The sequence below is a fragment of the Endozoicomonas euniceicola genome, from assembly GCF_025562755.1.
Lineage (GTDB): Bacteria > Pseudomonadota > Gammaproteobacteria > Pseudomonadales > Endozoicomonadaceae > Endozoicomonas_A > Endozoicomonas_A euniceicola.
The window spans coordinates 5,431,224-5,457,051 of the sequence record NZ_CP103300.1 but is presented as its reverse complement, the minus strand read 5'-3'; the positions used below and the strand labels follow the sequence as shown (position 1 = coordinate 5,457,051).

Annotated in this window: 23 protein-coding genes and 1 pseudogene; 11 read left to right on the top strand and 13 right to left on the bottom strand. The window is 49.6% G+C overall.

The features are described 5' to 3' along the window. Positions 1-110: 110 nt before the first annotated feature. Positions 111-446, bottom strand: a complete 336-nt coding sequence (locus NX720_RS22170; RefSeq protein WP_262597581.1) for a VOC family protein — start codon at positions 444-446, stop codon at positions 111-113. A 233-nt stretch (positions 447-679) separates the two neighbouring features. Here NX720_RS22170 and NX720_RS22165 point away from each other — a divergent pair, with 233 nt between their 5' ends. After that, positions 680-1,315 carry a phosphoadenosine phosphosulfate reductase domain-containing protein gene (locus NX720_RS22165; RefSeq protein ID WP_262597580.1) on the top strand — a complete coding sequence of 212 codons (636 nt, stop codon included), beginning with the start codon at positions 680-682 and terminating at the stop codon, positions 1,313-1,315. A 19-nt stretch (positions 1,316-1,334) separates the two neighbouring features. On the opposite strand, the gene NX720_RS22160 is transcribed toward NX720_RS22165, so the two are convergent. Then, positions 1,335-1,649, bottom strand: coding sequence for a BolA/IbaG family iron-sulfur metabolism protein (locus tag NX720_RS22160; protein WP_262597579.1), 315 nt, complete (start codon positions 1,647-1,649; stop codon positions 1,335-1,337). A 33-nt stretch (positions 1,650-1,682) separates the two neighbouring features. After that, entirely contained in the window at positions 1,683-2,654 is a 972-nt protein-coding gene (locus NX720_RS22155) for a 2Fe-2S iron-sulfur cluster-binding protein (protein ID WP_262597578.1), read from the bottom strand. 348 nt (positions 2,655-3,002) lie between these two features. On the opposite strand from NX720_RS22155, the gene NX720_RS22150 reads away from it, so the two are divergent. Next, entirely contained in the window at positions 3,003-4,520 is a 1,518-nt protein-coding gene (locus NX720_RS22150; protein WP_262597577.1) for a fumarate hydratase, read from the top strand. A 109-nt stretch (positions 4,521-4,629) separates the two neighbouring features. Here NX720_RS22150 and NX720_RS22145 read toward each other — a convergent pair whose 3' ends face one another. The 3 genes from NX720_RS22145 to gcvT form a co-directional block, all read right to left on the bottom strand. Beyond that, complete coding sequence (locus NX720_RS22145; RefSeq protein ID WP_262597576.1) at positions 4,630-7,269, bottom strand: ankyrin repeat domain-containing protein; 2,640 nt, start codon at positions 7,267-7,269, stop codon at positions 4,630-4,632. A gap of 192 nt (positions 7,270-7,461) precedes the next feature. Next, on the bottom strand, positions 7,462-8,013 hold the full coding sequence (locus NX720_RS22140; protein ID WP_404831020.1) for a putative adhesin: 552 nt from the start codon (positions 8,011-8,013) through the stop codon (positions 7,462-7,464). Between the two features lie 190 nt (positions 8,014-8,203). Further along, positions 8,204-9,343 carry a glycine cleavage system aminomethyltransferase GcvT gene (gene gcvT / locus NX720_RS22135; protein ID WP_262597572.1) on the bottom strand — a complete coding sequence of 380 codons (1,140 nt, stop codon included), beginning with the start codon at positions 9,341-9,343 and terminating at the stop codon, positions 8,204-8,206. A gap of 269 nt (positions 9,344-9,612) precedes the next feature. On the opposite strand from gcvT, the gene pepT reads away from it, so the two are divergent. Both pepT and NX720_RS22125 read left to right on the top strand, forming a co-directional pair. Then, positions 9,613-10,830: a peptidase T gene (pepT, locus tag NX720_RS22130; RefSeq protein ID WP_262597570.1), complete on the top strand. Its 1,218-nt coding sequence runs from the start codon at positions 9,613-9,615 to the stop codon at positions 10,828-10,830. A gap of 411 nt (positions 10,831-11,241) precedes the next feature. Continuing rightward, complete coding sequence (locus NX720_RS22125; protein WP_262597568.1) at positions 11,242-12,819, top strand: AbgT family transporter; 1,578 nt, start codon at positions 11,242-11,244, stop codon at positions 12,817-12,819. Positions 12,820-12,933: 114 nt separating this feature from the next. On the opposite strand, the gene NX720_RS22120 is transcribed toward NX720_RS22125, so the two are convergent. The 5 genes from NX720_RS22120 to NX720_RS22100 form a co-directional block, all read right to left on the bottom strand. Next, positions 12,934-15,501 carry a hypothetical protein gene (locus tag NX720_RS22120; RefSeq protein ID WP_262597566.1) on the bottom strand — a complete coding sequence of 856 codons (2,568 nt, stop codon included), beginning with the start codon at positions 15,499-15,501 and terminating at the stop codon, positions 12,934-12,936. A 219-nt stretch (positions 15,502-15,720) separates the two neighbouring features. Next, on the bottom strand, positions 15,721-17,100 hold the full coding sequence (melA, locus tag NX720_RS22115; RefSeq protein ID WP_262597564.1) for an alpha-galactosidase: 1,380 nt from the start codon (positions 17,098-17,100) through the stop codon (positions 15,721-15,723). 24 nt (positions 17,101-17,124) lie between these two features. Beyond that, positions 17,125-18,153 carry an ABC transporter permease gene (locus NX720_RS22110; protein ID WP_262597562.1) on the bottom strand — a complete coding sequence of 343 codons (1,029 nt, stop codon included), beginning with the start codon at positions 18,151-18,153 and terminating at the stop codon, positions 17,125-17,127. Then, positions 18,150-18,923, bottom strand: a complete 774-nt coding sequence (locus tag NX720_RS22105; protein WP_262597561.1) for an ATP-binding cassette domain-containing protein — start codon at positions 18,921-18,923, stop codon at positions 18,150-18,152. The genes NX720_RS22110 and NX720_RS22105 overlap by 4 nt, the downstream gene beginning before the upstream one ends. 2 nt (positions 18,924-18,925) lie before the next feature. Further along, positions 18,926-19,924, bottom strand: a complete 999-nt coding sequence (locus NX720_RS22100; RefSeq protein WP_262597559.1) for a sugar ABC transporter substrate-binding protein — start codon at positions 19,922-19,924, stop codon at positions 18,926-18,928. A 143-nt stretch (positions 19,925-20,067) separates the two neighbouring features. Between NX720_RS22100 and NX720_RS22095 the strand changes: the two genes are divergently transcribed. The 6 genes from NX720_RS22095 to tnpC all read left to right on the top strand — a co-directional run bounded on the left by NX720_RS22095 (position 20,068) and on the right by tnpC (position 24,335). Continuing rightward, a complete protein-coding gene (locus NX720_RS22095; protein ID WP_262597557.1) occupies positions 20,068-20,343 on the top strand; it encodes a UPF0175 family protein in 276 nt (91 codons plus the stop codon). Positions 20,344-20,428: 85 nt separating this feature from the next. Next, positions 20,429-21,754, top strand: a complete 1,326-nt coding sequence (locus NX720_RS22090) for an IS701 family transposase (protein WP_262597555.1) — start codon at positions 20,429-20,431, stop codon at positions 21,752-21,754. Positions 21,755-21,800: 46 nt separating this feature from the next. Beyond that, positions 21,801-21,947 carry a hypothetical protein gene (locus tag NX720_RS22085; RefSeq protein WP_262597553.1) on the top strand — a complete coding sequence of 49 codons (147 nt, stop codon included), beginning with the start codon at positions 21,801-21,803 and terminating at the stop codon, positions 21,945-21,947. A 38-nt stretch (positions 21,948-21,985) separates the two neighbouring features. After that, complete coding sequence (locus NX720_RS27310) at positions 21,986-22,156, top strand: DUF3368 domain-containing protein (protein WP_404831019.1); 171 nt, start codon at positions 21,986-21,988, stop codon at positions 22,154-22,156. Positions 22,157-22,248: 92 nt separating this feature from the next. Beyond that, positions 22,249-22,866: a DEAD/DEAH box helicase gene (locus tag NX720_RS22080; RefSeq protein WP_262597552.1), complete on the top strand. Its 618-nt coding sequence runs from the start codon at positions 22,249-22,251 to the stop codon at positions 22,864-22,866. Positions 22,867-22,916: 50 nt separating this feature from the next. Next, the gene (gene tnpC, locus NX720_RS22075) at positions 22,917-24,335 is read left to right on the top strand and encodes an IS66 family transposase (protein ID WP_262597550.1); all 1,419 of its coding nucleotides are present in this window, start codon (positions 22,917-22,919) and stop codon (positions 24,333-24,335) included. On the opposite strand, the gene NX720_RS22070 is transcribed toward tnpC, so the two are convergent. Beyond that, positions 24,330-24,872 (bottom strand): IS630 family transposase, encoded by a 543-nt coding sequence (locus tag NX720_RS22070; protein WP_262601579.1) that lies wholly within the window; start codon positions 24,870-24,872, stop codon positions 24,330-24,332. The genes tnpC and NX720_RS22070 overlap by 6 nt on opposite strands. Further along, the gene (locus NX720_RS22065; protein WP_262595375.1) at positions 24,857-25,384 is read right to left on the bottom strand and encodes an IS630 family transposase; all 528 of its coding nucleotides are present in this window, start codon (positions 25,382-25,384) and stop codon (positions 24,857-24,859) included. The genes NX720_RS22070 and NX720_RS22065 overlap by 16 nt, the downstream gene beginning before the upstream one ends. A gap of 61 nt (positions 25,385-25,445) precedes the next feature. Between NX720_RS22065 and NX720_RS22060 the strand changes: the two are divergent. After that, positions 25,446-25,736: pseudogene (locus NX720_RS22060) on the top strand (IS66-like element ISCARN22 family transposase); the annotation flags it as partial. Positions 25,737-25,828 lie beyond the last annotated feature (92 nt).

The following is a 25,828-nucleotide window of genomic DNA, read 5'->3' as shown; positions in this document are numbered from 1 at the left end:
GTATTGAGAAGCCCTGATTTTTTTGTTGCCCAAGCCCTTCATACAGATCACTAATCAAACATCGGTTCAGGTATTGTCTGTTTTCTCGCCCAGTGAAATTCTCGCAGACTTTATATTCCTGCCTCTGCAATCGTCCGGTCTACCTGCAAAAATTCTACCGGCGCACCGTTATCTTCAATAAAAGCGACCCACACCCCGGGACTGGGGCTGTTTGGCTCAATGATGACATGCTTACCCTTAATGGCTGCCTGCAAATCGTCTACCTCAAAACAGACATGAGGTACGGTTTTCACCAGCTCGGGATAATCGGCATCTTCTTCAAAGCGTATCCATTCCACCCCGTAAGGGTTGCGCCCAAAACCACTGACATACATCTTCAGGTGGGGCAAATGTTTCTCATCCTTTAGCTTTTCTTGGGTAGGAATACCAAGATGATGGTATTTCATGCCTTTATTCTCCTGTGGATTCAGCCCACAGTATGGCATCCGTTCCTTCAGATTGCCTTACGAATAGTGACTGCCAATACCCCTTGGTTAAGAAGCTATATCGGTTATAAGCATGGTCAAAATCAATCTTGCCATCTTCCCGGCAATGATTCTGTCCAGCCTGCTTTTCCTATAGTCTACCAATAGCTCAAACCGCACACTGCATTGCTCAAAAGTAGAAAACAGGAATAAAAATGAATCTGGATGCGATCAACAGGGATCTGACGACACTATCTCCCCAGGACATCATTGCCTCAGTACTGGCCGGAGCCAAAGCCCCTGTACTGACCACTAACTTTGGCCCACATGAGGCTGCTATTTTGCACATGGTGACCCGGATCAAGCCTGATATACCCGTGGTATGGATTGATTCAGGTTACGGTACTGATGCCACCTATCGTTTTGCCAGTCAACTGATTAACCAGCTGGATTTGAATATCCGCATCTATCATCCTGAGTTCAGTCGTGCTTATCGCAGTGCTGTGATGGGCGGCGTGCCGGAAGTGGATACGCCCGAACACGATGAGTTCACTCGTCAGGTTAAGCTGGAGCCGTTTGCCAGAGCCATGGCGTCCGAAGCTCCGGACATCTGGCTGACCGCTATTCGTAAAGATCAGACCGCTTTTCGGCAAGGGCTGGAGGTGGCGTCGGAAACTCAGGACGGTTACCTGAGGGTTGCTCCAATTTTGAACTGGGCAGAACTGGATGTTGAGGAGTATCTGGTTGAACACAACCTGCCCATTGAGGAAGACTATTACGACCCAACCAAAGTACTGGGACACAGGGAGTGCGGTTTGCACACCTCGGTCAGTCGCCAGAACAAAGACTGAAGACTTCGGGCTTTTTTATTCAGTGCTTGCTTCCTCCACGACAATCGGGCGTGGCGGGTACCTGTTGCTGAAGTGACGCCCACTCTTCCGGCGTATAGGTATGCAGAGCCAGGGCGTGAATGCTGTTCTGCATTTCGTCAGTTAACAGGCAATAGACCATCTGGTGTCGCTTGACCGGCATCTTCCGACAGAACTCGCTGCTCACCAGAATAGCTTTGAAGTGGGACTCCGAGCCGGGTGGCGTGTTGTGCAAATGGCTCTCGTTAATGACTTCAATATGTTCCAGCGACAAAGAAGACGATAGCTTGTTTTGAATGTGTTCGAGCATGCTCATACTTCATTTCCTATACGGGTTAAAAGCAGGTTATCAGGAATAAGGCAGTAGCTGAATGTTCATCTGTACCTGCTGTGTGTATTTTCTTATAAAATCCTGATAGCCGGAAATTATCAAGCGGCTATCGGATGATTCTGGGAGTGACCCTGATGTCTTCAGTATTTGCTCAAGTTGTTTCTTTCCCTGTAAACCACAACAAACCCGGACATTAAAATCAGGGCATTGCTGTGCGAATCTGTTAACCAGGGTCATACCATAAAGGTTATCTTTATGGTCAACCTGAAGAACCAGCTGTATAGATTTTCCGGCGGTTGCAGAAGAAGCGCAGAGTTTACGCAACAAGGGCAAAACGGGAGCGAGACAACCATCCTGTACGACAATCAAGTTGTTTGATGAAAGATTTTGATAAATTTTTGTCCCTCGCACATCGCTAATACTGATTTTTTGACCAATTTGTGTACAATCATGAGCCCATTGGCTGAACTGACTGTTTACTCTGCGCTGGATATGGACGGTTAACTGTTTGTCCTGTTCTGCCAGCGACGCAAGATAACAGGGGCGGGCCAGTTCATTGCTGCTGTTTGAATGGCCTGATCCCTGCTTGAATAGCAATGGGACATCCGTTGCCCAGAGCGTAATCAGCTGCCCTGGCTGATATTCAAATGAATGTCGCGGGGCAATATCCAGAGCAACAAGAGTGGGAGTTAGCCTGGTTTTGCCAGTGATAATGGCCGGGATTTTATCTCTTTTTGCCAGAGATATTTCCATATCCTGTTCGGGTCGGCACTGGCAGGCCAGAAAATAACCCTGCTGGATTTTCTCGATGTTCAGCGATTGCTGACTACAGGCCGGGACGTTCCCCTTTTCGACCTTCATCAGGCAGGAGTGACAGTAACCTGACCGGCATGAATAGGGGACAGGCAGTCCGTGTGACAGTAACGTTTCCAGCAATGGCCTTTGTGAACTGGCTTGGTAGGTGCGGCCTGCAAATGTAATTAAAGGCATGTTGTTTGAAAAATACTCTGTACGTACAAAGATCATACAAGATCAGGATATCTTACAGACAAAGAAAGGACTGGTCGAAGGTATATTGTTATCAATCAATGCTTCGACCAGAAAATTGTTGGTATTATGCGCTAAAAATTAGTGGTCAATACGCCGCCTGATCGGTTCTGATTCGACCGGTAGTGTCTTTTTGCCTTTATAAAGGCGAAAGCCGTAATTTTTAGAGAGACTACTTTTGCTTAAAAAGTGTTGCTTAAAAAGTGTTGCTTAAAAAGTTGCCTGGTGTTTTGCCAAAACGTCTTTTTACCAAAACATCAAGGGAACGATCGTGGGAGCCGGGGAGCATTAATGACTGTTATTCGCGAAGAAGATTTGATTGAGAGCGTTGCTAACGCTCTGCAATTTATCTCCTATTATCATCCAATTGATTTTGTTCAGGCCGTACACAAAGCATGGAAGAAGGAGCCTTCTAAAGCGGCAAAAGACGCCATGGCCCAGATTCTGATTAACTCCAGAATGTGTGCCATGGGTAAGCGCCCGATCTGTCAGGATACCGGTATTGTGACCATCTTCCTGAAAGTCGGAATGAACGTGCGTTTTGATACTGACAAACCTCTGGATGACCTGGTAAATGAGGGGGTTCGCCGGGCTTACACGCATCCGGACAATGTTTTACGCGCCTCAGTGCTGGAGGACCCCGCCGGAGCCCGCAAGAATACCAGAGATAACACCCCCGCTGTTATTCATACTGAACTGGTGCCAGGCGACAGGGTGGAAGTTCAGGTGGCTGCCAAAGGTGGTGGTTCTGAAAACAAGTCCAAACTGGCTATGCTCAATCCATCTGACGATATTGTTGAGTGGATCAGGAAAACAGTTCCAACCATGGGGGCGGGCTGGTGTCCTCCGGGTATGCTGGGTATCGGAATTGGTGGCACTGCCGAGAAGGCCATGGTCATGGCCAAAGAGTCTCTGATGGACCCGGTAGATATCCACGAGTTGCGCGAACGTGGCCCACAAAACCGCGTTGAAGAGCTGCGCCTGGAAATTATGGAGGCTGTCAACAGTCTGGGTATTGGTGCCCAGGGTCTGGGTGGCCTGACGACGGTTCTGGATATCAAGATTAAAGACTACCCAACTCATGCCGCATCATTGCCGGTAGCGATGATCCCAAACTGCGCTGCCACCCGCCATGCACACTTCACCCTGGACGGTAATGGTCCGGTATTCCAGACGCCGCCGGGGCTGGATGAGTATCCGGAAGTGGAACTGGATATGAGCGAAGGTGTGCTGAAGGTGGATATTGACACGATCACCAGCGACGACATCAAGAGCTGGAAGCCAGGCGATACCATTCTGCTGTCGGGTAAAATTCTCACCGGTCGCGATGCCGCACACAAGCGCATGGTAGAGATGATGGAGCGTGGCGAAGAACTGCCTGTCGATCTGAAAGGCCGTTTCATTTACTACGTGGGTCCGGTTGATCCGGTTGGTGATGAAGTGGTTGGCCCGGCAGGCCCAACCACGTCTACCCGAATGGACAAATTTACCCGTACCCTGCTGGAAAAAGGTGGTCTGGCGGGAACTATTGGTAAGGCGGAACGGGGTGCCGCGGCCATTGAAGCGATCAGGGACAATGAATCCGTTTACCTGATTGCCGTGGGTGGGGCTGCTTACCTGGTTTCCCAGGCCGTAAAGAAAGCTGAAGTTCTGGCATTCCCGGATCTGGGTATGGAAGCGATCTACGAGTTTGAAGTGAAAGACATGCCTGTCACCGTGGCGGTTGATCACACCGGAGAATCTGTCCACACCACCGGCCCGCAAATCTGGAAACAAAAGATTGAGGAGCAGGTTCTGGAAGTCAAATAAGCTTCCATGGCTGTTGGCTGTTGGCTGTTGGCTGTTGGCTGTTGGCTGTTGGCTGTTGGTCACTATGAACAGCTAATAGCCAAAAGTTAAAAGTTAAAAGTTAAAAACACTAATGAAATACAGCAGGACTGCAAATCGACTGTTTAACTTCCTCTGGCAGTTCGCCTGTCAGCTGCTGACAGTAAGGAGCAAATGACGGGTTTTCGGAAGCAGCCAATGGCTGGTTCTCTTTCACTATCTTTTGCAGCCCCAAACAGGTACAGAGTGGTGTTTGTACCTCATTACCCGGAATCAGGGAATACTGCTCCGAGGTCAGGCTGAGAGCATTGGTGGCCGTTTGCTGGTTTGTATACCATTCGTTAGCAGGCTTGTTGCTCCAGGCACGACGGGACACTTCCGCCGGGTCAAAATAGTTCAGCAGCTTACTCACCTCCTGGTCCTTAATGCGTCCGGCCCAGCCGAGGGGGGGGGTTTGCAGATCGGTTACTGTGGATGAGCAACCACGGGGAATAACAGGGTCAACACTGGCACCGTATAATAACAGCAGCCTGGACATAGTCGCTTCAGTCTGGTCTTTCTCTAAGCGCAGTGCGTCCGCCAAAAGTCCACAGGACGACATTGAGGTCAGTTGCTCTCTTATATTTTTTGGCAAATAGCGTAACTGGTCCCGTGAAATAAAGGCATTAGGGTTAGCACCCGTGCTGAGAAGCTGCTCTACCCAAACTTTTTCCCTGCTATGAACAGCACGATAAAGCCACGAATCCTTATACTGATTTTGAGCTGGCAAAGCCGAAAAGTCATAGTAACCATAGAGTGATAACAGTGCGCTATAGGTTCTGAAGTTTGTGTTGTTAATGGCGGCAATGGGTGACTGGCACAAGTAAGCCAGCTGTTCCGGCAAATCGCATGGTGAATCAACGATCGCAGGTTTCATACCCATGGTCAGGGTATACATAAACAGCGCTGGATCGTCCCGCTGAACCAGCCAGGTCTGGATATGACCTTTTTCCGGTGAGCGATCATACATCAGATAGTGTTTCAGCTGGGCAAAACTCTGCAATTGCTGTAAGTGCAAACTGGCTGGAGAGTGCCAGTCAACCCTGCGATCAAGATATTCTGGCTTTAGCCTGGCGGTAACGTGAGCATTAATGCGCTGGTAAGTGGTGTCCGGAGTTTCCGTCAGTATTTCCAGTTTTTGTCGTGAGCTGAGCGGTTGGTCACCGCTGCCCAGGCAGCTTTTCACAGCAAAGCTGCTGAGGTAACGTTGTTGCCGTTCCGGATCAGCAGAAAAGGTGATGTTTTCCGGTGCCATTAACTGTGCGCAACGGGCATTGAACTGGTCAAAGTAAGCACCGCACACTTCGGGTTCATCACTGTTTGAAGGCATTCTACACAGGCTGCCAAACACCGCCTGCCTGTCTTCATCGTGGGTAAAGGCCAGGGTGACATCAAAGCTGGTCATGCCTTCACTGTTACGCTGCATCGGGTCAATAAAATAGGGCGCAAGAATATCCAGACTATCGGCCTGATGGTGCTTGATAGCGTAGTGCAGCACCGTATCGCCTTCATCACTGAGTTCTGAAAAGTCACTGCCCAGCCAATTCAGCCACTCCATGGCCAGGGGAGTCAGAAGCGTCTGGCCGGCATAATGCAGAGGGGTAAAACATTTGAAACCTTTGCGGCAGGTTACAAGGCTGCGTACTTTATTGGGATCACGCCTGATGAGCCTTTGGTCATTGAAAATATCAACCATACCGGAGACATGATCCTGCAGTGTGCCGTATGAATACGTCCGCTTCCAGAACCAGTCTAAAACCCCCTCTGGAGAGGAGATGTCTGCCTGAATCGCATCCAACCGGGTGCGGAGTTCGGGATAATCTGAGGCAAGTTTCATCATTCTATCACCACCCGCCCAGACGTAGCTTGCCAGTAATAGCCATAAATCCCTGTTACGACTGAGATTACCGTGAGAAACCATTTTGTGAAAAATGTTATGACCTTTCCCGGAGTGGACAAACGGGTCAGCAGCATGGGTGATCAATAGCAGAGTGGTCAGGGTATACGCTGAATTATACTGGCAATTCTGTACCGACTGTATCAATGGTGTTTCACCCAGAGCGTTCAGGGCATTAACATTTGCGCCGTGGGTGAGTAGTGCTTGCATTGATCCTGCAACCTCCCGGCTGACAGGTTCACTGGCACAAGCGTCTGGGTGGTTGACAAGGTAGTGCAGAGCAGTTTGCTGAAGCGGTTCCGGCCCTATCCATTGATCAGGTCTGGCACCGGCCTCAGTGAGCTTGTTCAGAGACTTGAAGTCGTTATTAATAATGGCGAGAAACGACGGATCGAGTTCGTGAGTGCCGCACCCCTCAGGGTTAGCACCATACTTTAATAGCAGGTCCAGAATATCTTGCTTTTTGAACATGACTGCCATGTCCAAAAGGCCCACCTGGGCGGTGTACGTCTGACCGAGAATACCAAACTGATCTTCAAATACTGCATTTACAGGCAGACCTTGTTCGATGACTTCTCTAACCTTGTCCAGGCCACCTGACCTGATGTACCGGGCAGCAACCCTGAGATTCTCAGCGGTGTCGATGTCAGGAATTTTGCAATGGGGCTTGGCAGGTCGGTAAAGTACCTGGTTAGCAGCAGGAATATGATTACCATAGACAACATCGGTGCCAGTCACGCAGCACAGCATCAGGAGCAGATATAAAGCCCGGGATCCTAATGGTTTCGACATCATGTTACCTTACTTCCTTATAAGCCAGCCTTTTGCCATTTAACGATGCTCCACACCGGTAAAATGCCCCCCCTGGCCTGTTGCAATCAATGAGAACAGGTAGAGTCGTAATTAGGACACTGAGAACTATTACTTAGTTCCCGGTCAGGCTCCTGACTGACTGGTAACCTTTGGATCAGCTATGCAAAAAAACACCTATGAATCAGTAAGACTAAAGTCGAGATCGTCTATTTCGAGAAATTCCCAACGACCCGTTTGCCCCTGGATAAAACGTGAAGGAAGTTTGTACGGGTTCCAGTCTGTTAAATTCTCACCTGATACCTTCCGACTAAACAGACAGTGAATATTCCGGTAATGGGGAAATCTGAATATTATCTCTGTCAACACATCCCGCAGCTGCACAAAACCCGCCGGTAAGAGGATATCGTACACATTGGCAGCACGCGTTTCCCCGGTTTTGGATCTCTCAAGTCTGTCAGCCTTAATGATTGCTTTGTATATTTTATACGACTGCTCACTGATGTGCGCCACACTGCCGAGACAGACTCCCTCCTTGGGACACAGTGTATAGTTGAAACAGGGCTGCTTCCCGGAAACGACTTCACAGGCTTCAAACGACCCCTGCATTAAAGGGATCGGGCTTGCCAGGTAAGGAGTCATAATCGTCCCGTGAAGACAATAAAACAGCAAACGAAGCTCCCCGGGCACACAAAACGTTGTACTGTAAGGTATCTCTGTTGAATACACCCCATAACCGCAATCAATTATCAGATTCTGGACCTTACCTTTTCTGAACGATCGACCTGTAAATAAAAAAAACTTATTTTGCTGAAAGTAAGCTCGAGCTCTCACGCCGGTATAAGGCAAAATACGCCCTCCCTGATATTGGTCATTCAATATCTACGCTGCCGTCATCGAGAGGGCTGGTTGCTGAACGTCAGCCCCGGAAGTAACGCTGCTCAATAAACGGCATCTCGCTGACCGTCATGGGCAGAGCCCTGCCTCTGACAGAAGCGAATACTTCAGTATTGATGCTGGCATAGTCTTTCGCAAGATAAGCCATGGCAACAGGGCGAGCAACCGTTGGCCCAAAAGTACCGGATGTCACTTTGCCGATGGTTTCGCCTTCAGCGTTCATTAAAACGGTCCCTTCCCTGACGGGTGCACGACTGCTGCCCAGTAAGCCGACTCGCCTGCTTTCCTGCGCTTCACTGCCTGTCTGCTGGAAAATGATGTCGGCACCGGGAAAACCACCCGCCCTCACACCACCAATACGACGAGCTTTGCTGACAGCCCAGGTCAGGCTGGCCTCAACCACCGTGGTTGACGGAGTTATATCATGCCCATACAGACATAAGCCGGACTCCAGTCGCAGAGAGTCACGGGCGCCGAGTCCAATCAGTTCAACTTCGGGCTGTTCCAGAAGTAAACGACAAATTCTATCTGACTCAGAAGCCGGAATTGATAGCTCATAACCATCTTCACCAGTATACCCGGAACGACTGACAAAGCATTCGACACCCTCTATAGCAATCCGGCGGGAATCCATAAAGATCATGCTTCTCACTTCCGGTGCAAAGCGTCCAAGCACTTCAGCGGCTTCCGGCCCCTGTAGTGCCAGCAAAGCCCGGTCATCCAGACGTTCAATCTGAACATCATCGGTGAGGTGCGCTTGCAGATGGGCAATGTCCTGTTCTTTACAGGCGCCGTTCACGACAAGGTAAAGGCAGTCACTGGCGAAGCGGCTAACCATCAGGTCGTCCAGAACTCCACCCCGTTCGTTGGTGAAAAGAGCGTAGCGTTGACGGCCAGTGGGCAGATCGATGATATCGACAGGCACCAGTGATTCCAGCCATTTTCCGGCTTTTACCCCCTTCAAAAACAGCTGTCCCATATGGGAGACGTCAAACAGGCCAGCGTGTTTTCTGGTATGCAGATGTTCGGCTTTTACTCCCAGAGGGTACTGTACAGGCATATCGTAGCCAGCAAAGGGAACCATGCGAGCTCCCTGTTCAAGGTGTAACGGGTGTAATGGTGTTTGTTGAAGATCTGAACTGGCAGATGTTACTGCGGTCATAAAGCCCCCTGATTATAATATTGCCAGCGTTCCTGACGATTTTTGTTGCTGCATTTTGCCCCCCCAATTGTAGGTCTGCCATAGCAAAAGTAAACCGTTAGCCTGACGCTCCCTCTTGCACGCACAAACAGTACATGCTGTTTTTTGACTGATATCAACACATTCCCCCCACCCCTGAACTAGCATGCTGAACTCCTCTGCCCGGCGCCCATCATGGACGTGGGCATAATCCATCTGGCTGACGCCTCTGCTACGAGTTGTAAAGCGCTATGAGCAAACTTCTGGACCGCTTTCTGAGCTACGTTCAATTTGATACCCAATCCAATCCGGGATTCGACACGGTACCCAGTACCAGCAAACAGTTTGAGCTGGCGAAATTTCTAAAGGCTGAGTTGGAAACACTGGGACTGTCGAATATTTCTCTGGACGACAACTGTTATCTGATGGCCCGCCTGCCAGCGAATACCAGACAGTCGGTGACTCCAATTGGTTTTATTGCCCATATGGATACTGCGTTCGATTATTCCGGTGAGAATGTCAAACCGCAGATCATCAGGAATTACGATGGCAAAGCGATTGCCCTGGGAACCACTCTGACGCTGTCGCCTGCTGAATTTCCCGAGCTGGACACCTGCCTGGGTAAAACCCTTATTACCACTGACGGCACAACGCTGCTGGGCGCTGATAACAAGGCTGGCATTGCTGAGATTCTCACCGCCGTTGAGTACCTGGTTGAACACCCTGAAATTAAGCATGGTGATATCTGCATTGGTTTTACGCCCGACGAAGAGATTGGACGTGGAGCCAACCATTTTGATGTTGAAAAATTTGGTGCTGAATTTGCCTATACCATTGATGGCGGGCCGGTGGGCGAACTGCAATTTGAGAACTTCAATGCAGCACAGGCACAGATTACGGTTTATGGCAAAAGTGTTCACCCGGGGCATTCCAAAAACAAAATGGTGAACGCCATGCTGATTGCTGCGGAATTCATCAACAGCATGCCAAAAGATGAAACACCGGCGACCACCGATGGGTACCAGGGCTTTTTCCATCTCAGTACTATGGACAGCAATGTCAGTAAAACGTCTATGCAGTGGCTCATCCGTGATTTTGACAAAGACAACCAGGAACGACGTAAGACGTTTATTGAAAACAGGGTAGCGGAATTCAATAAACAGTACGGTGACGGAACCCTGGCCCTTGAGGTTAAAGATTACTACCGCAATATGCGCGAAATGGTTGAGCCGCGTAAGGAAATTATTAATCTGGCACAGAGGGCCATGGAAGCCGCTGATGTTAAGCCGCTTATCAAGCCGATTCGTGGTGGAACGGATGGTGCACGCCTGTCGTTTAAAGGCTTACCCTGTCCGAACGTTTTTACGGGTGGTTACAACTTCCACGGCCCTTATGAGTTTGTTGCTCTGGAAGATATGGAAAAAGCCGTTGAGGTGATTGTGAATATTGCTCGTCTGGCGGCAGAGTAAACAGAAAGTCACTATCAATCCGTTTCATCTGTCTTTAAACAGGGATGTCCGGTTACTCCGGGCATCCCTGCTTCGTAATAGCCGTATATTATCCGTACGAATGCGCCTTAAATAACTCTGAAATAGGTAAGCTATTAAGAAATAAACACTTTTATTACTCTGCTTAATCAAAAGAAACACGTCTTACCGACGTGAAATTGACGTATGTCAGCACCACTGAAAATGATATGCGGAAAATAGCTAACCCCCGCCGTATGGATATTCAACCACCGAATGCAAGTGTAAGCCGTTTTACACAAGACAGCTTTCACTTATAACAAGTGGTAGACCGAAGGTTTTTACAACGGCTGGCTGAGCCGGAGAAGTGTTCATACGAACAGCGGGATATTTCCCTCAAATAAGGAATTTTTCATGAACACTGCAGTGAGTTCAAGCCCGTCTATGGGTCAGAAAGGAGCACTTCAGCGCTTCCTGGATATTGTTGAGCGTGGTGGTAATGCGCTTCCTCATCCAATTATCATGTTTTTCTATTTTGCAGTCGGTACAGTTGTACTTTCTGCGCTGCTGAGCCTTATTGGCGTATCCGTTACCTACGACGCCATGGACCGTGTCACTGGTGAACTGGTGCCTGCAACGGTGGCTATCAAGAGCCTGCTGACCGCAGATGGTGTCCGCTTTATCTTTACCAACGCCATCAATGCTTTCACAGGCCACGCCGCGCTGGGTACTATTCTGGTGGCAATGCTGGGTGTTGGTGTGGCTGAACACTCCGGCCTGATCAGTGCTATGTTGAAGCGCCTGGTTCTGGCAACCCCTAAAAGTCTGCTGACGCCTATTCTGGTGTTTGCCGGTATTATGTCCAACATCGCTTCCGACGCGGGTTATGTTGTGCTGGTGCCTCTGGGTGCCATTGTCTTCATGAGCTTTGGTCGTCACCCTCTGGCGGGGATCGCTGCGGCATTTGCCGGTGTGTCCGGCGGCTTTTCTGCCAACCTGGTCATCAGTTCTACTGATCCTCTGCTGGGAGGAATCTCCACAGAAGCGGCGCGCATCATGGACCCGACTTACATGGTTACACCGGTAGCAAACTACTACTTTATGCTGGTGTCCACGCTCCTGATCACGGTTCTGGGTACTATTGTTACTGACAGGATTGTTGAGCCTCGCCTGGGTACTTACGGTGGTGACATGGGTGAAAAGGCAGAGGCCATGACACCTGAAGAACTGGCAGGACTGAAGAGTGCCAAGTGGTCTTTCATTGCCCTGATCGCTCTGCTGTGCGCCCTGATCATTCCTGAATCTGCGCCACTGCGTGATCAGGCCACCGGACAGATTCTGGGTAACTCACCGTTTATGCAGTCCATTATTCTGATTCTGACCGCAGCGTTCCTGATTCCGGGGGCTGCTTACGGTTTTGCCTCTAAAACCTTTGACAGTGCTGAAGGCGTTGTGACTGGCATGGTGAAGTCCATGTCTACCATGGCCAGCGTACTGGTGATCATCTTCGTCTCTGCCCAGTTCGTGTCTTACTTCACCTACTCCAACCTGGGTATCGTGGCTGCGGTGTCCGGTGCCGAGCTGTTGCAGAACATCGGTTTTACCGGCCTGCCTCTGGCGGTAGCTATGGTGGTTCTGTCTGCGATTGTTAACCTGTTTATGGGTGGTGCCAGCTCCAAGTGGCTGATTATGGCACCCGTGTTTATTCCAATGTTCATGCAGCTGGGCTTTACTCCGGAATATACTCAGGTGGCTTACCGTATCGGTGACTCTACCACCAATATCATTACCCCGCTGATGACTTACTTCCCGATTATTGCCAGCTTTGCCGCTCGCTACCAGGAAGAGAATGGTCCCAAGATTGGTATGGGTACTGTGATCTCTATGATGATGCCATACACCTTCTTCTTCCTGGGTGGCTGGATAGTGATGTTTATTGTCTGGAGTGTGCTGAACCTGCCTCTGGGTCCGGGTGCGGTGATGTTTATGTAACGTTTGTTCCAGCTACTATGGAAAAACGGGCAGTGATTGAAGCGACCCGTTTTTCAGTGGTGCATCAGCCTGCTTTGCTCAACCGAACAAGAGGGCAGGCTGATCAATCAAAATTTACTTCACTGGCTTAGTCGAATCGAAATTATTAAACCGAAGACGAATAATGCCTTTCTGGGAGACCAGGTCCTGCCTGTCAGACTGATTAAATAAAAGAGCCACCTGCTTTTCAGACACGTCGAAAAGCTGACCAGTAATGTCTTTAATGGCTTTTCTTTCGGCGTCTCCTTCTTTGCCTTTGGGAGCATTATTGTGAACTTGTTTCAGTTCCGAATAAACCCTGGTTTCAATCCGACCAAACTGCTGATTTTTTTTATCGATCCTCCGTCGTTTAAGGGCTGATCCCACGGTTACCCCTAACCTTGCAGCTCCGACAAGGGAGTCAGCCACCAGGCTTCCAACTCCGGGGGCAGCCGTTGCAGCGACGGTACCGGCAACGCCACCAACCGCATCAATCGTGCTATTGGCTGCGGCAGTATCTGATTTTATCCCGGTGCGGTCTTTCTTGGCATTAATAACCTCGACTGCGGTTTCCAGGGTATTTCGAAGAGAGGCGCTGTTATCGATAACATCAGAGTGTCTGGCCATTGATTTACCCAGTGCATTCAGCTTGGCATCCAGGATGTTATTATTCTTTTTTCGGTAGTTATGTTCGCTCAGTTCCCTGCCACTACGAACCAGATAGTCTGCTTTCAGAACAGGAATGGCAGACGTTACCATAGCCCCTACAGTCCACCTGGCCTGACTTTTCTGATGTTTTATTTTCCGGTCTTCATAGCTGGAAAATGCTTCCAGCGTTTCGGTGTCACCTGAGTAATTGGTAATATATTTTTTAACAACCGAGCGGTCAGGGAGCTGTTTGGATTTCTCCAGATAGCTGTGAATCCTGTTTTCATTGATAACCAGCTTGTGCTTTGATGCCAGTGCAGACTTTCCTTTCTTTAATGGCGTGGAGTAATCAATCTTAATACCGACAGGTTTCAGAATATCATTAAACTGTGCCATCATTTTTTTTGATTGATGAGCTGATTTCAGAGGGGCATCATTTTTATCGGCACCAGCAGTTGCCAACTTCTTTTTAAATTCAGCAGACCTTGTTTCAAACTCTTTCTTCCACTCGGTTAAGCGTTCGTTGACTTCCTTACTGGAACTGTCTTGCTTGTTTCCAGTCAACGTTATGAGCTGATTTGTTAAGTTAAGAATCTGCTGGTCATCACCATAATGACATTTATTTTCACTCAGTACTGAGCGCAAAGGGTCGTTAGTGTCTTCGCTCCCTGCCAGTTTGCTCATCAGCGCATAGTCTTTCATATCCTGCGCTGTTACTTTTCCGTTAGCATTAAAAGAGTCTGCCCCCCAGCGTTTAACCAATTGACCACTCGCCTCAAATGCCTTCTTCCTTTGCTGAAGCTTTGACAGCTTATGCAGTTTAAAACCAAGGGTAACGCTGTGTGATAAAATACCAACGCCAACATCAACGCCGACACTGACAGGATCCAACAGTTGATCAAAATACTCTGAGGCTTCGGAGGGGTTCGGTTCAATGACTGATGATTGCGCTGTGGTACTGTTTTGCACTGACGAGGCATCGTGAAGAGTGTTGTACTCCGCCTGCAAAGCCTCAAAGTCCTGTGTGCTGAATTGACCCAGGTCATGGGTATCCAGTTGATTCTGAAATGTATTTTCCGCTGCTGTAAATACCGACTCGATGTCATCAAATGAAACGCCTTCCTGCTGGAAAGCCTGAAGGTCTTCCGGGGCAATCTGATTAAGCGCCTCCTGATGAATTTCTGAAAGCTCTGATTCAACGCCATCTGAAAAGGTAAAGGTGTCTGTTGTGGTGGTAGTATCTGCTACATCTGCTGAGGCTGAGAGCTTGCTGACCTCCACCGGGGCAGAGAGGTCTCCGGTATCTGTCGAAGAGGCGACGCTGCCAGCATCTGCCAGAATGGTGATATCTTCGGCGTCTGTCAGGCTGGTGAAGTCACTGGCGTCTGTAGAGGTGGAAATGTCATCGGTGTCAGCGGATGCGCTGATCTCTTCGGTACTGGCTGAACTGGCAATATTATCGGCATCCCTTCCGGCTCCTGCTGTAGCAGTCAGGGTGCCTCCGCCCGCTGTGGCAGTGATGCTTGCGGAATCATCAGTCAATGCTGAGATATCTCCGGCGTCTCCTGCCAGTGCAGCAACCTCTCCAAAACCTTCTATTGCCTCAACAATCTCCGGGGCGTTGCTGTTGCTGCCATCTTCAACCGCCGACCCTGCTGCATTGACCGCACCTGCTCCCCCACCAACAACACCGGGCAAGGCATCAGCAAGACCTTCTTTACTGGTTTTGTCTGAGGCAGGGGCGACTTCCGCAGCCGTATTGACTTGCCTGGTTGGCTCAACGGGTTCCACAGCCCTTTCCGACAGGGAGCGGAACGTATCAGGCGGTTCTGAAGACGCTATCTCTTTTTGCCCGAGTGATGGAAGGTGGGAAATTCGCCAGCCGTTCTTTTTGCCGGTCTTATTTTCTGTCTCTTCAGCTTGTTTCGGATTGTCACCCTCTATCCCGGAGTTATCATGACTTACCCTGGTCTGGTCATAACTCCCGCTGTTGCCAACCCCGTTAACCCCGGCCATCCCTGCCTCCTGGCTGCTGTTAAGTTATAGGAGGAATATCGTTTGTTCAGCGAGAAAAATAAGACTCTGTCTCGTTTTTAGTCAATCTAGCCAGACAGAATTTACCCGGTGATAGCAATCAGAAATATACCGGGCTTTTAGCTTCTGGCTTCTGGCTTCTGGCTGTTGGCTGTTGGCTGTTGGCTACCAGAAGCCAAAAGCCAACAGCGAAAAGCGCCCCTAACCCTGCTTATCGGCAAAATACCGCGAGTCCAGCCAGGGCTTCTGCGCCTCTGCCAGCTCCGCAAACATCTGATGACACTGTTCCAGAGTACAGGCCATGCCAGTCACCGGGTCCATGGCCAGCGCCTGCCTGGCGGCGGTCAGGTCACCGGTCAGAGCCGCCTCTACCACCAGCTCCTGAACATTGATATTGGTTTTATTCAGAGCCGCACAGGCGGTGGGCAGAGGGCCAACCGCAACAGGGTGCAAGCCGGCTTTATCCACATGAATCGGCACCTCTACCATGCACTCTGCTGGCAGGTTGGGAATCAGCAGGCCATCAGCGGTCTGGTTAGGCAAATTACCGTTAATCCGGGTACGCTCACCAGTCAGCATGGCCTCAATCAGTTTGGGAGCATTCAGCATGTTCCGCTCGATCCGGAACGGCTGCTTACCTGCTAACTGTCGTTCAACCTCAGCCTGTGCGCTGGCATGAACCTTTTCTTCCAGAGCCAGCAAGTTCCAGCGCCGGGGCAGAAACTGGTTGATCATGGCTTCATTTTTGCGGAACCATGGCACGTAATCGGTCATATGCCAGTGGTTTTCCGTACACCAGTAGTTGAACATTTTCAGCACTTCACAGCGCACCCCATCACTGTCATAGGCCTTGTCATTATCAGGCAATGCCCGTATAGCGGGATACATATCCCGCCCCTGATAGCGCACATCCAGCAACCAGGTCATATGGTTGATACCGCCAAAGGTATATTCAAACCCTTCCGGCACATCATGGTACATCAGCGCTTGCCAGGCTTCCGGGGTATGAGGGTGTTCAACCCAGGGACCCACACCAAGATAACCCGCCAGTTGTGACGCTGTGTAGCGAACACCGTAACAGAGTCCGATGCACTGGATACTGGTCGCTTTATTAACCGCCCAGGTTAACGGTGCCAGGGGGTTAGCGTAATTCAGCAACAGGGCATCCGGACAGACTTCTTCCATATCCCGTGCCACCGACAGGGTTGGCGGAATCTGGCGCAGGGCGCGGAAAATGCCCCCCGGCCCCAGAGTGTCGCCCACTTCCTGATCAACCCCGTATTTTTTGGGAATCTCCATATCCAGCCGCCAGGGTTCCAGGCCTCCCACCTGGATGGCGTTAATCACAAAGTCAGCTCCCCTCAACGCCTCTTTCTGATCGGTGCTCATGGTCAGGGTGACAGGCACTCCGGCCTGCTCAACCATCAGACCGATCAGGCGGTAGGTTTCCTCCAGCTTCCCGTGACTTAAATCTTCCAGCACAACCTTTACAGGTGGCAAGTTTTTACACGCAAACAGGGCAGACAACAGCTGCCTTGTAAACATGATGCTACCTGCACCAATAATCGTTAGTTTTTTCATGGTTGCTACTTATTCTCAGTTGCTTTATCGATCCGTTTTTTTAAAGACGAGGGCATAGCCGGACACCGAAGCAATAACAATCAAACCGTAAACCATACGGGTCCAGAAACCCGACAGCCCTCCGGCAATAATGCCCGCTTCAATCATGCCAATAATAATTGCGCCAATCAGTGTTCCGGACAGGGTGCCTTCACCACCAAATACCGAAGTACCGCCAATATAAACCGAGGCAAAGACCAGCAACATGTAGCCTTCCCCCTGGGTCGGCCACCAGGATGCCATTTCACTGCACACCATCACCCCCACCAGGGCGCTCATGACGCCCATCAAGACAAACAGCAGAGTGCGGGTTTTAGCCGTTGGCACGCCCATCATTCTGGCGGTTTCCCGGTTGTCACCAATAAAGCGGATGTTGTCCCCGAAACAGTGCCGATGCAGCAGCAGCGAGGCACCGATGGCCAGACCAACGCACCAGACAGCCTGCATGGGCAACCAGCCAAACAGACGTCCGGTCAGAATACTGTTCAGTGCCGTGTCGCGAATATCCACCAGGCTGATGGCCATGCCATCGGCCAGCAGGGTTGCCAGGCCGTACCAGAAAAACTGGGCGCCAATCGTGGCAATGATAGAGGGTACACCAAACCGAACCACCAGCAGGGCATTGACCAGTCCGGCAGAGGCTCCGGCGCTCAGCGCAGCCAGCAGTGCCAGCCCTGCTATACCCGTGGTCGAAAAAGTCAGGGCAAAGACATAGCTGGAAAACGCCATGATGGCCGGAAATGACATGTCCATCTCCCCGGACACAATCAGCAGGGTAAGACCCAGAGCCAGTATTGCCGGAAATGGGATACTGGTCATTAACGACAGGTAAATTCGGCCTGAACCAAAGGTTTCCGGGCTCATGCCCATAAACAGCAGCCAGAGCGCCACCAGCATGGACAGGGTACCCAGCTTGAAACGGTAAGGGTGCAACCTGTCCCAGATCGTTTTCCGGTTTCTGCCGCGGTTACCGGTTATCGACGGGTTATCATCCATTGCCTGTATCTGAGTCATTGAGTCATCTCCTGAAACCGGTGCTCGCCTCTGGCAATAGCAATCAACTGTCGGCTCAGGGCATCCAGGGTGATGCCTGCGGCGCTGGTCTCACCGCACACCCGCCCCCGGTCAACAAAAACGTAACGATCTGCTACTTCGTGGACATGAGCCATATTGTGGCAAATCAAAATGCAGGAGCGGCCGGACTCCCGGATCTGTCGAATAAACGACAGTACCTTACTGGTTTCTCCCAGGGAGAGCGCATTGGTAGGTTCATCAAGAATGATGATATCAGCGTTGAAATGCATGGCCCGGCCAATAGCCAAACCTTGTCGTTCACCACCGGACAACAGGCTGACCGGGGAGTCCGGGGAAATGCCGACACCACGCAGACCCATCTGTTTCAGCAAATCGGTAGTAATCTGTTTTTCCCGGGCAATATCAATAAAGCCAAACCGATTGCGCAGGTGTCGCCCCACAAACAGGTTACGCCAAAGTGGCTGCTTTTCTGCCAGAGAGCGTTCCTGGTAGACAGTCTCAACACCAAGGTTTCTGGCAGTATTGACGGTGTACCGCTGCCAGGGAATGTTTTTTCCCCGCACCCGCAGCTCTCCGGACTCAGGCCGGTGCAGACCTGAAATCACTTTTACCAGGGTGGATTTACCGGCACCATTGTCACCCAGAATCGCCACTACTTCGCCCCGGTCAAGGCGAAAATCAATACTCCTCAGGGCGTGAACACCGTTAAACCATTTGTTCACGCCCTGCAACTCAAGCAAAGTTTCCACGATCAACGCAGACCTTTTTTGGCCAGAGGAGCCACCATGTCAATGTTTTCTTTGGTGATAAAGCCGCCACCGGTATCCACCTGCAAACCGGAGAACCCATAGCGTTTACTCATCACCAGCTGAACCACCGGCAGATAACCCTGCAAGAACGGCTGTCCGTCCCCTATCAGGTTTATATAACCGCGCTGCATTGCGGTGGCGGAAGCCGGAGACAGGCTGAAGCCTGCGGTAACAATCTGGTTCGGGCCGATACCGGCAGCCCGCAGGAAGTTCTCCAGCTGACCGGTCAGTGCGCCGTGATCAATCATAATCAGTTTGGTATCAGCATGGCGGGACAGGTAAGCGGTCATCAGGGGCATACCCAGGGTCGGGTCTTTATCCAGCTCTGCACTGATTTCCATGTAATCCACCTCTAGACCAGCCTCTTCCAGAGTGTCGATCATGCCCAGAGTGGACAGTCCCCGGTTAGGCTTGCTTTTCAGTCCCCAGACCAGCGCCCGGTCACCGGCTTTCAGTGGATACCGGCGCAGGGTCTCGCTGGCCAGCATGGTTCCGCGGGTGCGGTTATCGGTACCGGCATAACCAAAGCCCTCGCTTTGGTACTCACTCATCAGCCGGGGCAGTTCGGTATCACTGGAAGTGACCTGAATGCCGCTGTCGCGGGCTTCACGGATCAATTTCTCAAAGGCATCATCGCCGGGGTGTCCCATCACCACGATGCCATCGGGACTGGAACTCATCGCCCGGTTAAAGTTTTCAATCATTTTCTGGGGGCTCCAGTTCGAGTAGAGGAACCGGATATCACAACCAAGATCCACACAGGCCTGCTTAGCACCGTTCTGAACGATTGTGTTATACGCACCGCCCACGGGGCCTCCGGTATCAAACCAGATGTCCATCCCACTACCACTTTTGGTTGAGCAATACCCAGCCAGAGGGTAAGTGGCAGAGAGAGTGCCAAGTGTCAATGCAACACCCGCCAGGATCTTGGATAATTTCACGCGCTGTCCTTCATCAACAGTTCATTAGAGCTGCGTGGATTATTAACCTCGAAGTCGGTACATTGCTACCTCGGAAATCACTTAGGTAGAAATGTGGCATCTCTGGTGTACGCGAGCAATTACAGCCTGAATAGGATTTCCTCATGGAAATGTTTGGAATCATAGATTTGCGAGAGCGCAGTGGTGATTTTTCCCGCATTGCCGAAGCGGGTAAGCTCGCCATCATCACGAAACGTGACACGCCTCTTATGGTGGGCATTCCTTTTACCAGAGAGTTGCTGGAACAGGGGGTTGGCATTAACCTGGCAATTCACCTGTTTAAGAATCAGTTGGCAACCCTGGCAAAAGCTGCCCGGATTGCTGATAAACCCCTGTTGGAATTTATACAGATATTAGGTGCTATGGGTACTCAAGTTTAGAGAATTATAAGTACTAACGTTTCGTATTTTTTGATGCTGAGATAGGTTAAGCAACCGCTTCATCTACCAGGAAAAAGCGGTTGCCATGCTCACTTCAGATCAGAAAGTAATCCTTCGAGAGCTTTCTTTATATACGACATTTCTTGCAAAAGCGCTATCACCACTTGCGGCACCAACGTTCTGTGAGTTACTTCTGGGTGGCATGCTTTCTGGCGAAGGCTTTGTTACACAAGCCCTTCTGACGATCCACTACGAAAATTTCTGGAACAGCTACCATCATTGGGTCTCCCAAGGTAAGTGGCGTTGGCGAAACCTGGCGCATCGTCTGATATTGCTGGTCAGTTCTAAAGTGCCTGACGGTCAGACCATTCCCCTGATTCTCGACGACCTGACACTCGAACGTTGCTCTGACAAAGCACCGGCATGCCGAATACATCACCAACACAGCAAGAAAAAGAACCGGTGTACTTATCTCCTTGGTCAATGTTGGGTCTTTCTGGCTATTCCTTTCCATAGACCATCAGACAAGGTGCATACTGCGATTCCAGTGATGGCTTTTCCATCACCTAAGTCAGGCAACATCAGCAAGCTTAAAATTGCAAAGGCCATGCTGAAATCTGTACGACAGAGTCTTCAGGGGCGAGCTTTGCGCCTGCTCACTGACTGCTGGTTTATGAATCATACCATGATGCAGCCCGCGCTTGAGCTTGGGTATGAGGTCATTGGTCATATACCGAAAAACCGGGCACTTTATGCGCTTCCAGTCGATGCACTTCCTCCCTCTCCTTTCAAAAGGAAAGGCCGCAAGCGTAAGTACGGTGTCAAAATGACACCTGAGGAAGTAGATAAATTACCAGAGACCAAGATGACTCTCTGGCTTTACAGAAAGAACCGGACTGTCTCTTTTCGTTCTTGTATTTGCCGAGCTCGTTTTTTGAAAGGCCGTATTGTCCGAGTCGTCTGGAGTTGTTTTGAAAACGACAAGGGACAAACAGAAACTAAACTGTTTCTGTCCACCAATCCTGACTTGAAAGCCGATGAAGTGCTATTAGCCTACTCGCTCAGGTGGCCTATAGAGCCTATGTTCCAGCAACTTAAACACGAGTTTGGATGCAAGCATTTATGGCAGCAGAAACTCAGAACGCTGTTACGGTGGATGCACATTAAAATGGCAGGGTATGCGCTGGTGCAATTGCTGACCATTTGTCAAAATCCAGCGGCCATTGCGCTGGCCAAAACTGCCTGGAGGAATCCCCATACAGTCACGGCCGGAATGCTTAGGCGCGCGCTGTTTTGGATTATTCCGCAGTTTCGAATTCGTGGCTGCTGGAACCGATATGAGCAAAAATTAGAGCTGAAATTGCCGGATAAAAACGAACGTTCGGATAGTTTTTTGGAAAAAGCGGCATAAATGAACTCAGAACCAATGATTTAAACGGTTCAGGCAGGTTTAAATTGTGTGCCTGACGGGATTGGCTGCGCCGACGCTAAATATTTTACCGAACGTTCATGTTTCAAGAACTCTAAACCTGAGTGCTATGGGTATTGATGCTGTGGATTATGATCCTGACGATCTGGATCGCGATCTGGATTCTCTGGGTTAATAACAAGCCACCACATAAACGAATGTCATGCTGAACATATGGGTTTAACCACCACAGGCAGTTTAGGCATGCTGGTCAAAGCAAAAAAAACGGGGTACACCAACGTCAGGGCAGCAATTAAGCAACTGCAGGCGAGCGGTTATCGATATTCAGGGGGGCTGGTTGATCGAGTGCTTTTGCTCGCAGGAGCGAAAAGCCATCACCGGTAAGAATCCTTAGCCATAATAGGGCGCAATAAATAATTTTATCCAGATTGGAGCTCGCATTTGCTCGACCCAGCCTGCATATACAAGGTGTAAAAATGAAAACAACAGAACGGTTTTACCGGGAAGGTCTGGAATTATTACGTCGCAGCCTTGGGGATGCCGATGCCTGCTTTCATGAACATCAGTGGGAATCCATAGAGGAACTGGTGGTTCACCGGTCTCGCCTGTTGGTGGTGCAGAAAACCGGCTGGGGTAAAAGTACCGTATATTTTACGGCGACCCGTTTGCTCAGAAATGAGGGAAAAGGCCCGACCATTATTATTTCGCCCCTGCTGGCACTGATGCGAAATCAGATAGAGTCTGCGGCAAAATATGGGGTTCGGCTTGGCACTATTAATTCCTCAAACAGTAACCCTGAAAACAAACAGACTGAACGGCAGTTGCTGGCTGACCAGCTGGATGCCGTGATTATTTCTCCGGAACGTCTGCCCAATGAGGATTTTGTTGAACAGGTATTGTTGCCGGTAGCGGGCAGGGTCGGACTGTTTGTGATTGATGAAGCCCACTGTATTTCTGACTGGGGGCACGATTTCCGACCGGATTACAAACGCATCAAACATATTCTGCCTTATATGCCACCGAATCTTCCGGTGCTGGCAACCACGGCCACCGCCAGTCAAAGGGTTATGGACGATATTGCTGAACAGCTGTAACTTTTCTACAAACCACTAAACATAAGCTCAAAGTCGTCTACTTTTAGAGTATGCAAAATGCTCATGTTTCAGGATCAGGCACAACACCTGCATTACTGCCTGCCCCCTTTGCTACCTCGCAGGTCATCCTCACCAAGCAGGAACACATCCAGCTAAAACAGCAGGCCAAACTCTGGCATGCCATGTGGAAGGCGGCCTGTGGCCGAGAGAAAAAAGTATTGGCTAAAAATGCCTCTCTTATCGCTCAGCATAAAGCCGAAATGGCTGGGTTGAACACCCAGGTCGCTGATCTGAAATCAGAACTGGCACACATGAAGCACTTGCTTTTCGGTCGTAAATCAGAGAAGACCAGTTCTTCTTCAAAGAAAAGTGGCAATACTACCCGGCCACCTTCAAATCGAAAACGAGGTCACCAGCCCGGAGTCCCCGGCTCTGGTCGCCATCTTCACAACAACCTGCCAGTGGTTCATGAGTCTGTAGACTTACCAGTGGACAAACAGTGTTGTACAGTCTGTCACCGGCCATTCAAGTCTTTTTTCAATGACGACAGCTGCGACGTAATTGAAGTTGAAGTTAAGGCTCACGTTCGTCGTTATCACCGAAGGCATTACCAAAAAACTTGCCAGTGCCCTGAAACGCCCAATATTACTACTCCACCACCTCCACCAAGACTCATCAACAAAGGAAAGCTTGGTATTTCTGTCTGGGTGGAGCTGTTGCTGAATAAGTACGCATACGGCATCCCCATAAACAGGCAACTTGAGTCTTATAAGACTCAGGGACTGGAACTGTCGCAGGCGACCATCTCCTTTGGCCTGGAAGCTATAACGCCCTTTTTTGAGCCGGTTGCCGAAGCTACTCGGGAATTCGTCGCCAGTAGCGATCAGTGGCATGCTGATGAAACCCGGTGGATCAGCTGGGCACATGAGACCACAGGTTCTCACAAACATTGGCTTTGGGTATTTCTTTGTGATCAGGCGGTTTATTTCAGCATTGCTGACACCCGTGCGGCTGTCGTACCAGAGTCGATCATTGGTGACGGGGCTGGAACGCTGGTGTGTGACCGATACTCAGCGTACAAAAAGCTTGCGAATGATGCGGTGTCTATTAATTTAGCTTTCTGCTGGGCTCACGTCAGGCGGGATTTTATTGACGCTCAACGAGGTGATCCGGAGTTGGAGAAATGGAGCGCCACCTGGGTGAACAGGATTGGTCGTTTATATCATCTTAATAGTCAGCGACTTGAAGTGCTTGATGAACCAGAGCAGCTAGCAACACAGCAGTTACGGCTTGAACATCAGGTAGAGCAGATGGCAATCCAGAGGGTTCAGGAACTTAATCGTCCTAAACTGCGAGTCAGAGCGAAAAAAGTGCTCGAAAGTCTACAGAATCACTGGGAAGGATTGACCCGCTTTGTCACTGATCCCGGTATCCCCATGGATAATACCAATTCCGTTTTTAAATTATGATAAAGTAGCCCAGCTTCTGGAACATAAACTTTTTAAACGGCCAACTTCAGAAGTAAGCTTTTTCCATCCATCGCAGAGTGCATCAACGATGGCATCATAATTTTTGAAAGACCTATTGGATAAATCATGTTCTCTCAACCACTCCCAAAGTTGTTCTGAACTATTCAGCTCTGGTGAATAAGGAGGTAATGGAATTAGCACCAGGTTGTCATATTCGGGAAGATCATTTGCGTGATGATATCCAGCATTATCTATCACCACTGCCGCATACTGTCCTTCAGGTGTTACTTTAGAAATCTCATTTAAAAGAAGAGCCATTGATTCTGTATTAGCCATCGGAAGTATTAAGGCAATAGCTTTATCTCGTTCTGGGCAGACGGCTCCAAACATATAAGCATATTTGAATTGGCGTTGCCGAATTAATCCTGGTCGACTTCCTTTAGGAGCCCAAATTCTGCTGATAGTGTTTTGTTGACCAAAGCGTCCTTCGTCTTGAAACCAAACATCAACATTTTTTAGATCTACACTTTCCGGTATCCTTTGCTGTACCTCATCTTTGAATTTTTTTTAAACGCTTCCTGTGCTTCTGGATCACTCTCAGGGTGACGTGTTCGACCGGAGATCCATGAAAGGCCAACTTTATGAAGTAATCTATAAACTGTTGAGTTGACACAGTCTATGCCAAATTCCTTGCTTAACATTTCTTTGATATCTCTTCCAACAACTCTTCCCCCTTCACGTTGTTCCTGAAGTTCAAGAACGGCACTTTTAAATCGCTGTTCTTGTTCATCAGTTAATATATTTTTTCTGCCACGACCGCCTCTATCCTTAAGAGACTCTGCTCCTCCTTCTTTATAACGGCATAACCATTTGTATACTGCTTGAGGGTGGACATCGAGTAAATCTGCAACTTCTGTTTCTGGTAGACCTTTTTGTAAGAGCCGCAAACCAAGCAGCCGAATACACTCCCTGTTATCTAAGGCATGTCGTGCTTGGTTTTGGAAATCTTCTTTAAAGAAGGCTTCGGATAAATTGGGAGAACAAGACATCTTAATAGTAGATAGTAGGCAATAAAATTTATACTCAGTTTAGCTCATATTCTGAAAAAGGGATTGGTATAACAACGCTGCAGAGCAAGCACTGCGCACAGGTGTCGTTGGCAGGAAGAATTACTACGGCTCTGGCAGCGTATGGAGTGCTGATATAGCCGCTTTTCTATTCAGCGTTTTTATGACGCTAAAGCTTTGGGATATTAATCCAAAAATCTGGCTGGGTGCCTATCTTGAGGCTTGTGCCATAAATGGCAGGAAGCCACCTAATGATCTCACTCCTTATCTGCCCTGGTTAATGAGTGAGGAGCGGCTTTGTGAAATGCGCAATCATGATCCGCCAAAGGTATAACAATTGGAGGCAACAATAGGGAAAAGCGGTGTCTTAATTGCTAATTTTGAAGCGGTTTGTAGAAAAGTTACGAACAGCTTGGGGAAAAGTTC

Excerpts from the sequence above, each read along its gene's own strand:
- NX720_RS27310 (WP_404831019.1), top strand. The coding sequence starts at position 21,986 with ATGGGTTTAACCACCACAGGCAGTTTAGGCATGCTGGTCAAAGCAAAA.
- NX720_RS22120 (WP_262597566.1), bottom strand. The coding sequence starts at position 15,501 with ATGGCCGGGGTTAACGGGGTTGGCAACAGCGGGAGTTATGACCAGACC.
- NX720_RS22155 (WP_262597578.1), bottom strand. The coding sequence starts at position 2,654 with ATGCCTTTAATTACATTTGCAGGCCGCACCTACCAAGCCAGTTCACAA.
- melA (WP_262597564.1), bottom strand. The coding sequence starts at position 17,100 with ATGAAAAAACTAACGATTATTGGTGCAGGTAGCATCATGTTTACAAGG.
- NX720_RS22110 (WP_262597562.1), bottom strand. The coding sequence starts at position 18,153 with ATGACTCAGATACAGGCAATGGATGATAACCCGTCGATAACCGGTAAC.
- NX720_RS22145 (WP_262597576.1), bottom strand. The coding sequence starts at position 7,269 with ATGATGTCGAAACCATTAGGATCCCGGGCTTTATATCTGCTCCTGATG.
- NX720_RS22165 (WP_262597580.1), top strand. The coding sequence starts at position 680 with ATGAATCTGGATGCGATCAACAGGGATCTGACGACACTATCTCCCCAG.
- NX720_RS22080 (WP_262597552.1), top strand. The coding sequence starts at position 22,249 with ATGAAAACAACAGAACGGTTTTACCGGGAAGGTCTGGAATTATTACGT.
- NX720_RS22150 (WP_262597577.1), top strand. The coding sequence starts at position 3,003 with ATGACTGTTATTCGCGAAGAAGATTTGATTGAGAGCGTTGCTAACGCT.
- NX720_RS22160 (WP_262597579.1), bottom strand. The coding sequence starts at position 1,649 with ATGAGCATGCTCGAACACATTCAAAACAAGCTATCGTCTTCTTTGTCG.
- NX720_RS22125 (WP_262597568.1), top strand. The coding sequence starts at position 11,242 with ATGAACACTGCAGTGAGTTCAAGCCCGTCTATGGGTCAGAAAGGAGCA.
- pepT (WP_262597570.1), top strand. The coding sequence starts at position 9,613 with ATGAGCAAACTTCTGGACCGCTTTCTGAGCTACGTTCAATTTGATACC.
- NX720_RS22065 (WP_262595375.1), bottom strand. The coding sequence starts at position 25,384 with ATGTCTTGTTCTCCCAATTTATCCGAAGCCTTCTTTAAAGAAGATTTC.
- tnpC (WP_262597550.1), top strand. The coding sequence starts at position 22,917 with ATGCAAAATGCTCATGTTTCAGGATCAGGCACAACACCTGCATTACTG.
- NX720_RS22095 (WP_262597557.1), top strand. The coding sequence starts at position 20,068 with ATGGAAATGTTTGGAATCATAGATTTGCGAGAGCGCAGTGGTGATTTT.
- gcvT (WP_262597572.1), bottom strand. The coding sequence starts at position 9,343 with ATGACCGCAGTAACATCTGCCAGTTCAGATCTTCAACAAACACCATTA.
- NX720_RS22170 (WP_262597581.1), bottom strand. The coding sequence starts at position 446 with ATGAAATACCATCATCTTGGTATTCCTACCCAAGAAAAGCTAAAGGAT.
- NX720_RS22090 (WP_262597555.1), top strand. The coding sequence starts at position 20,429 with ATGCTCACTTCAGATCAGAAAGTAATCCTTCGAGAGCTTTCTTTATAT.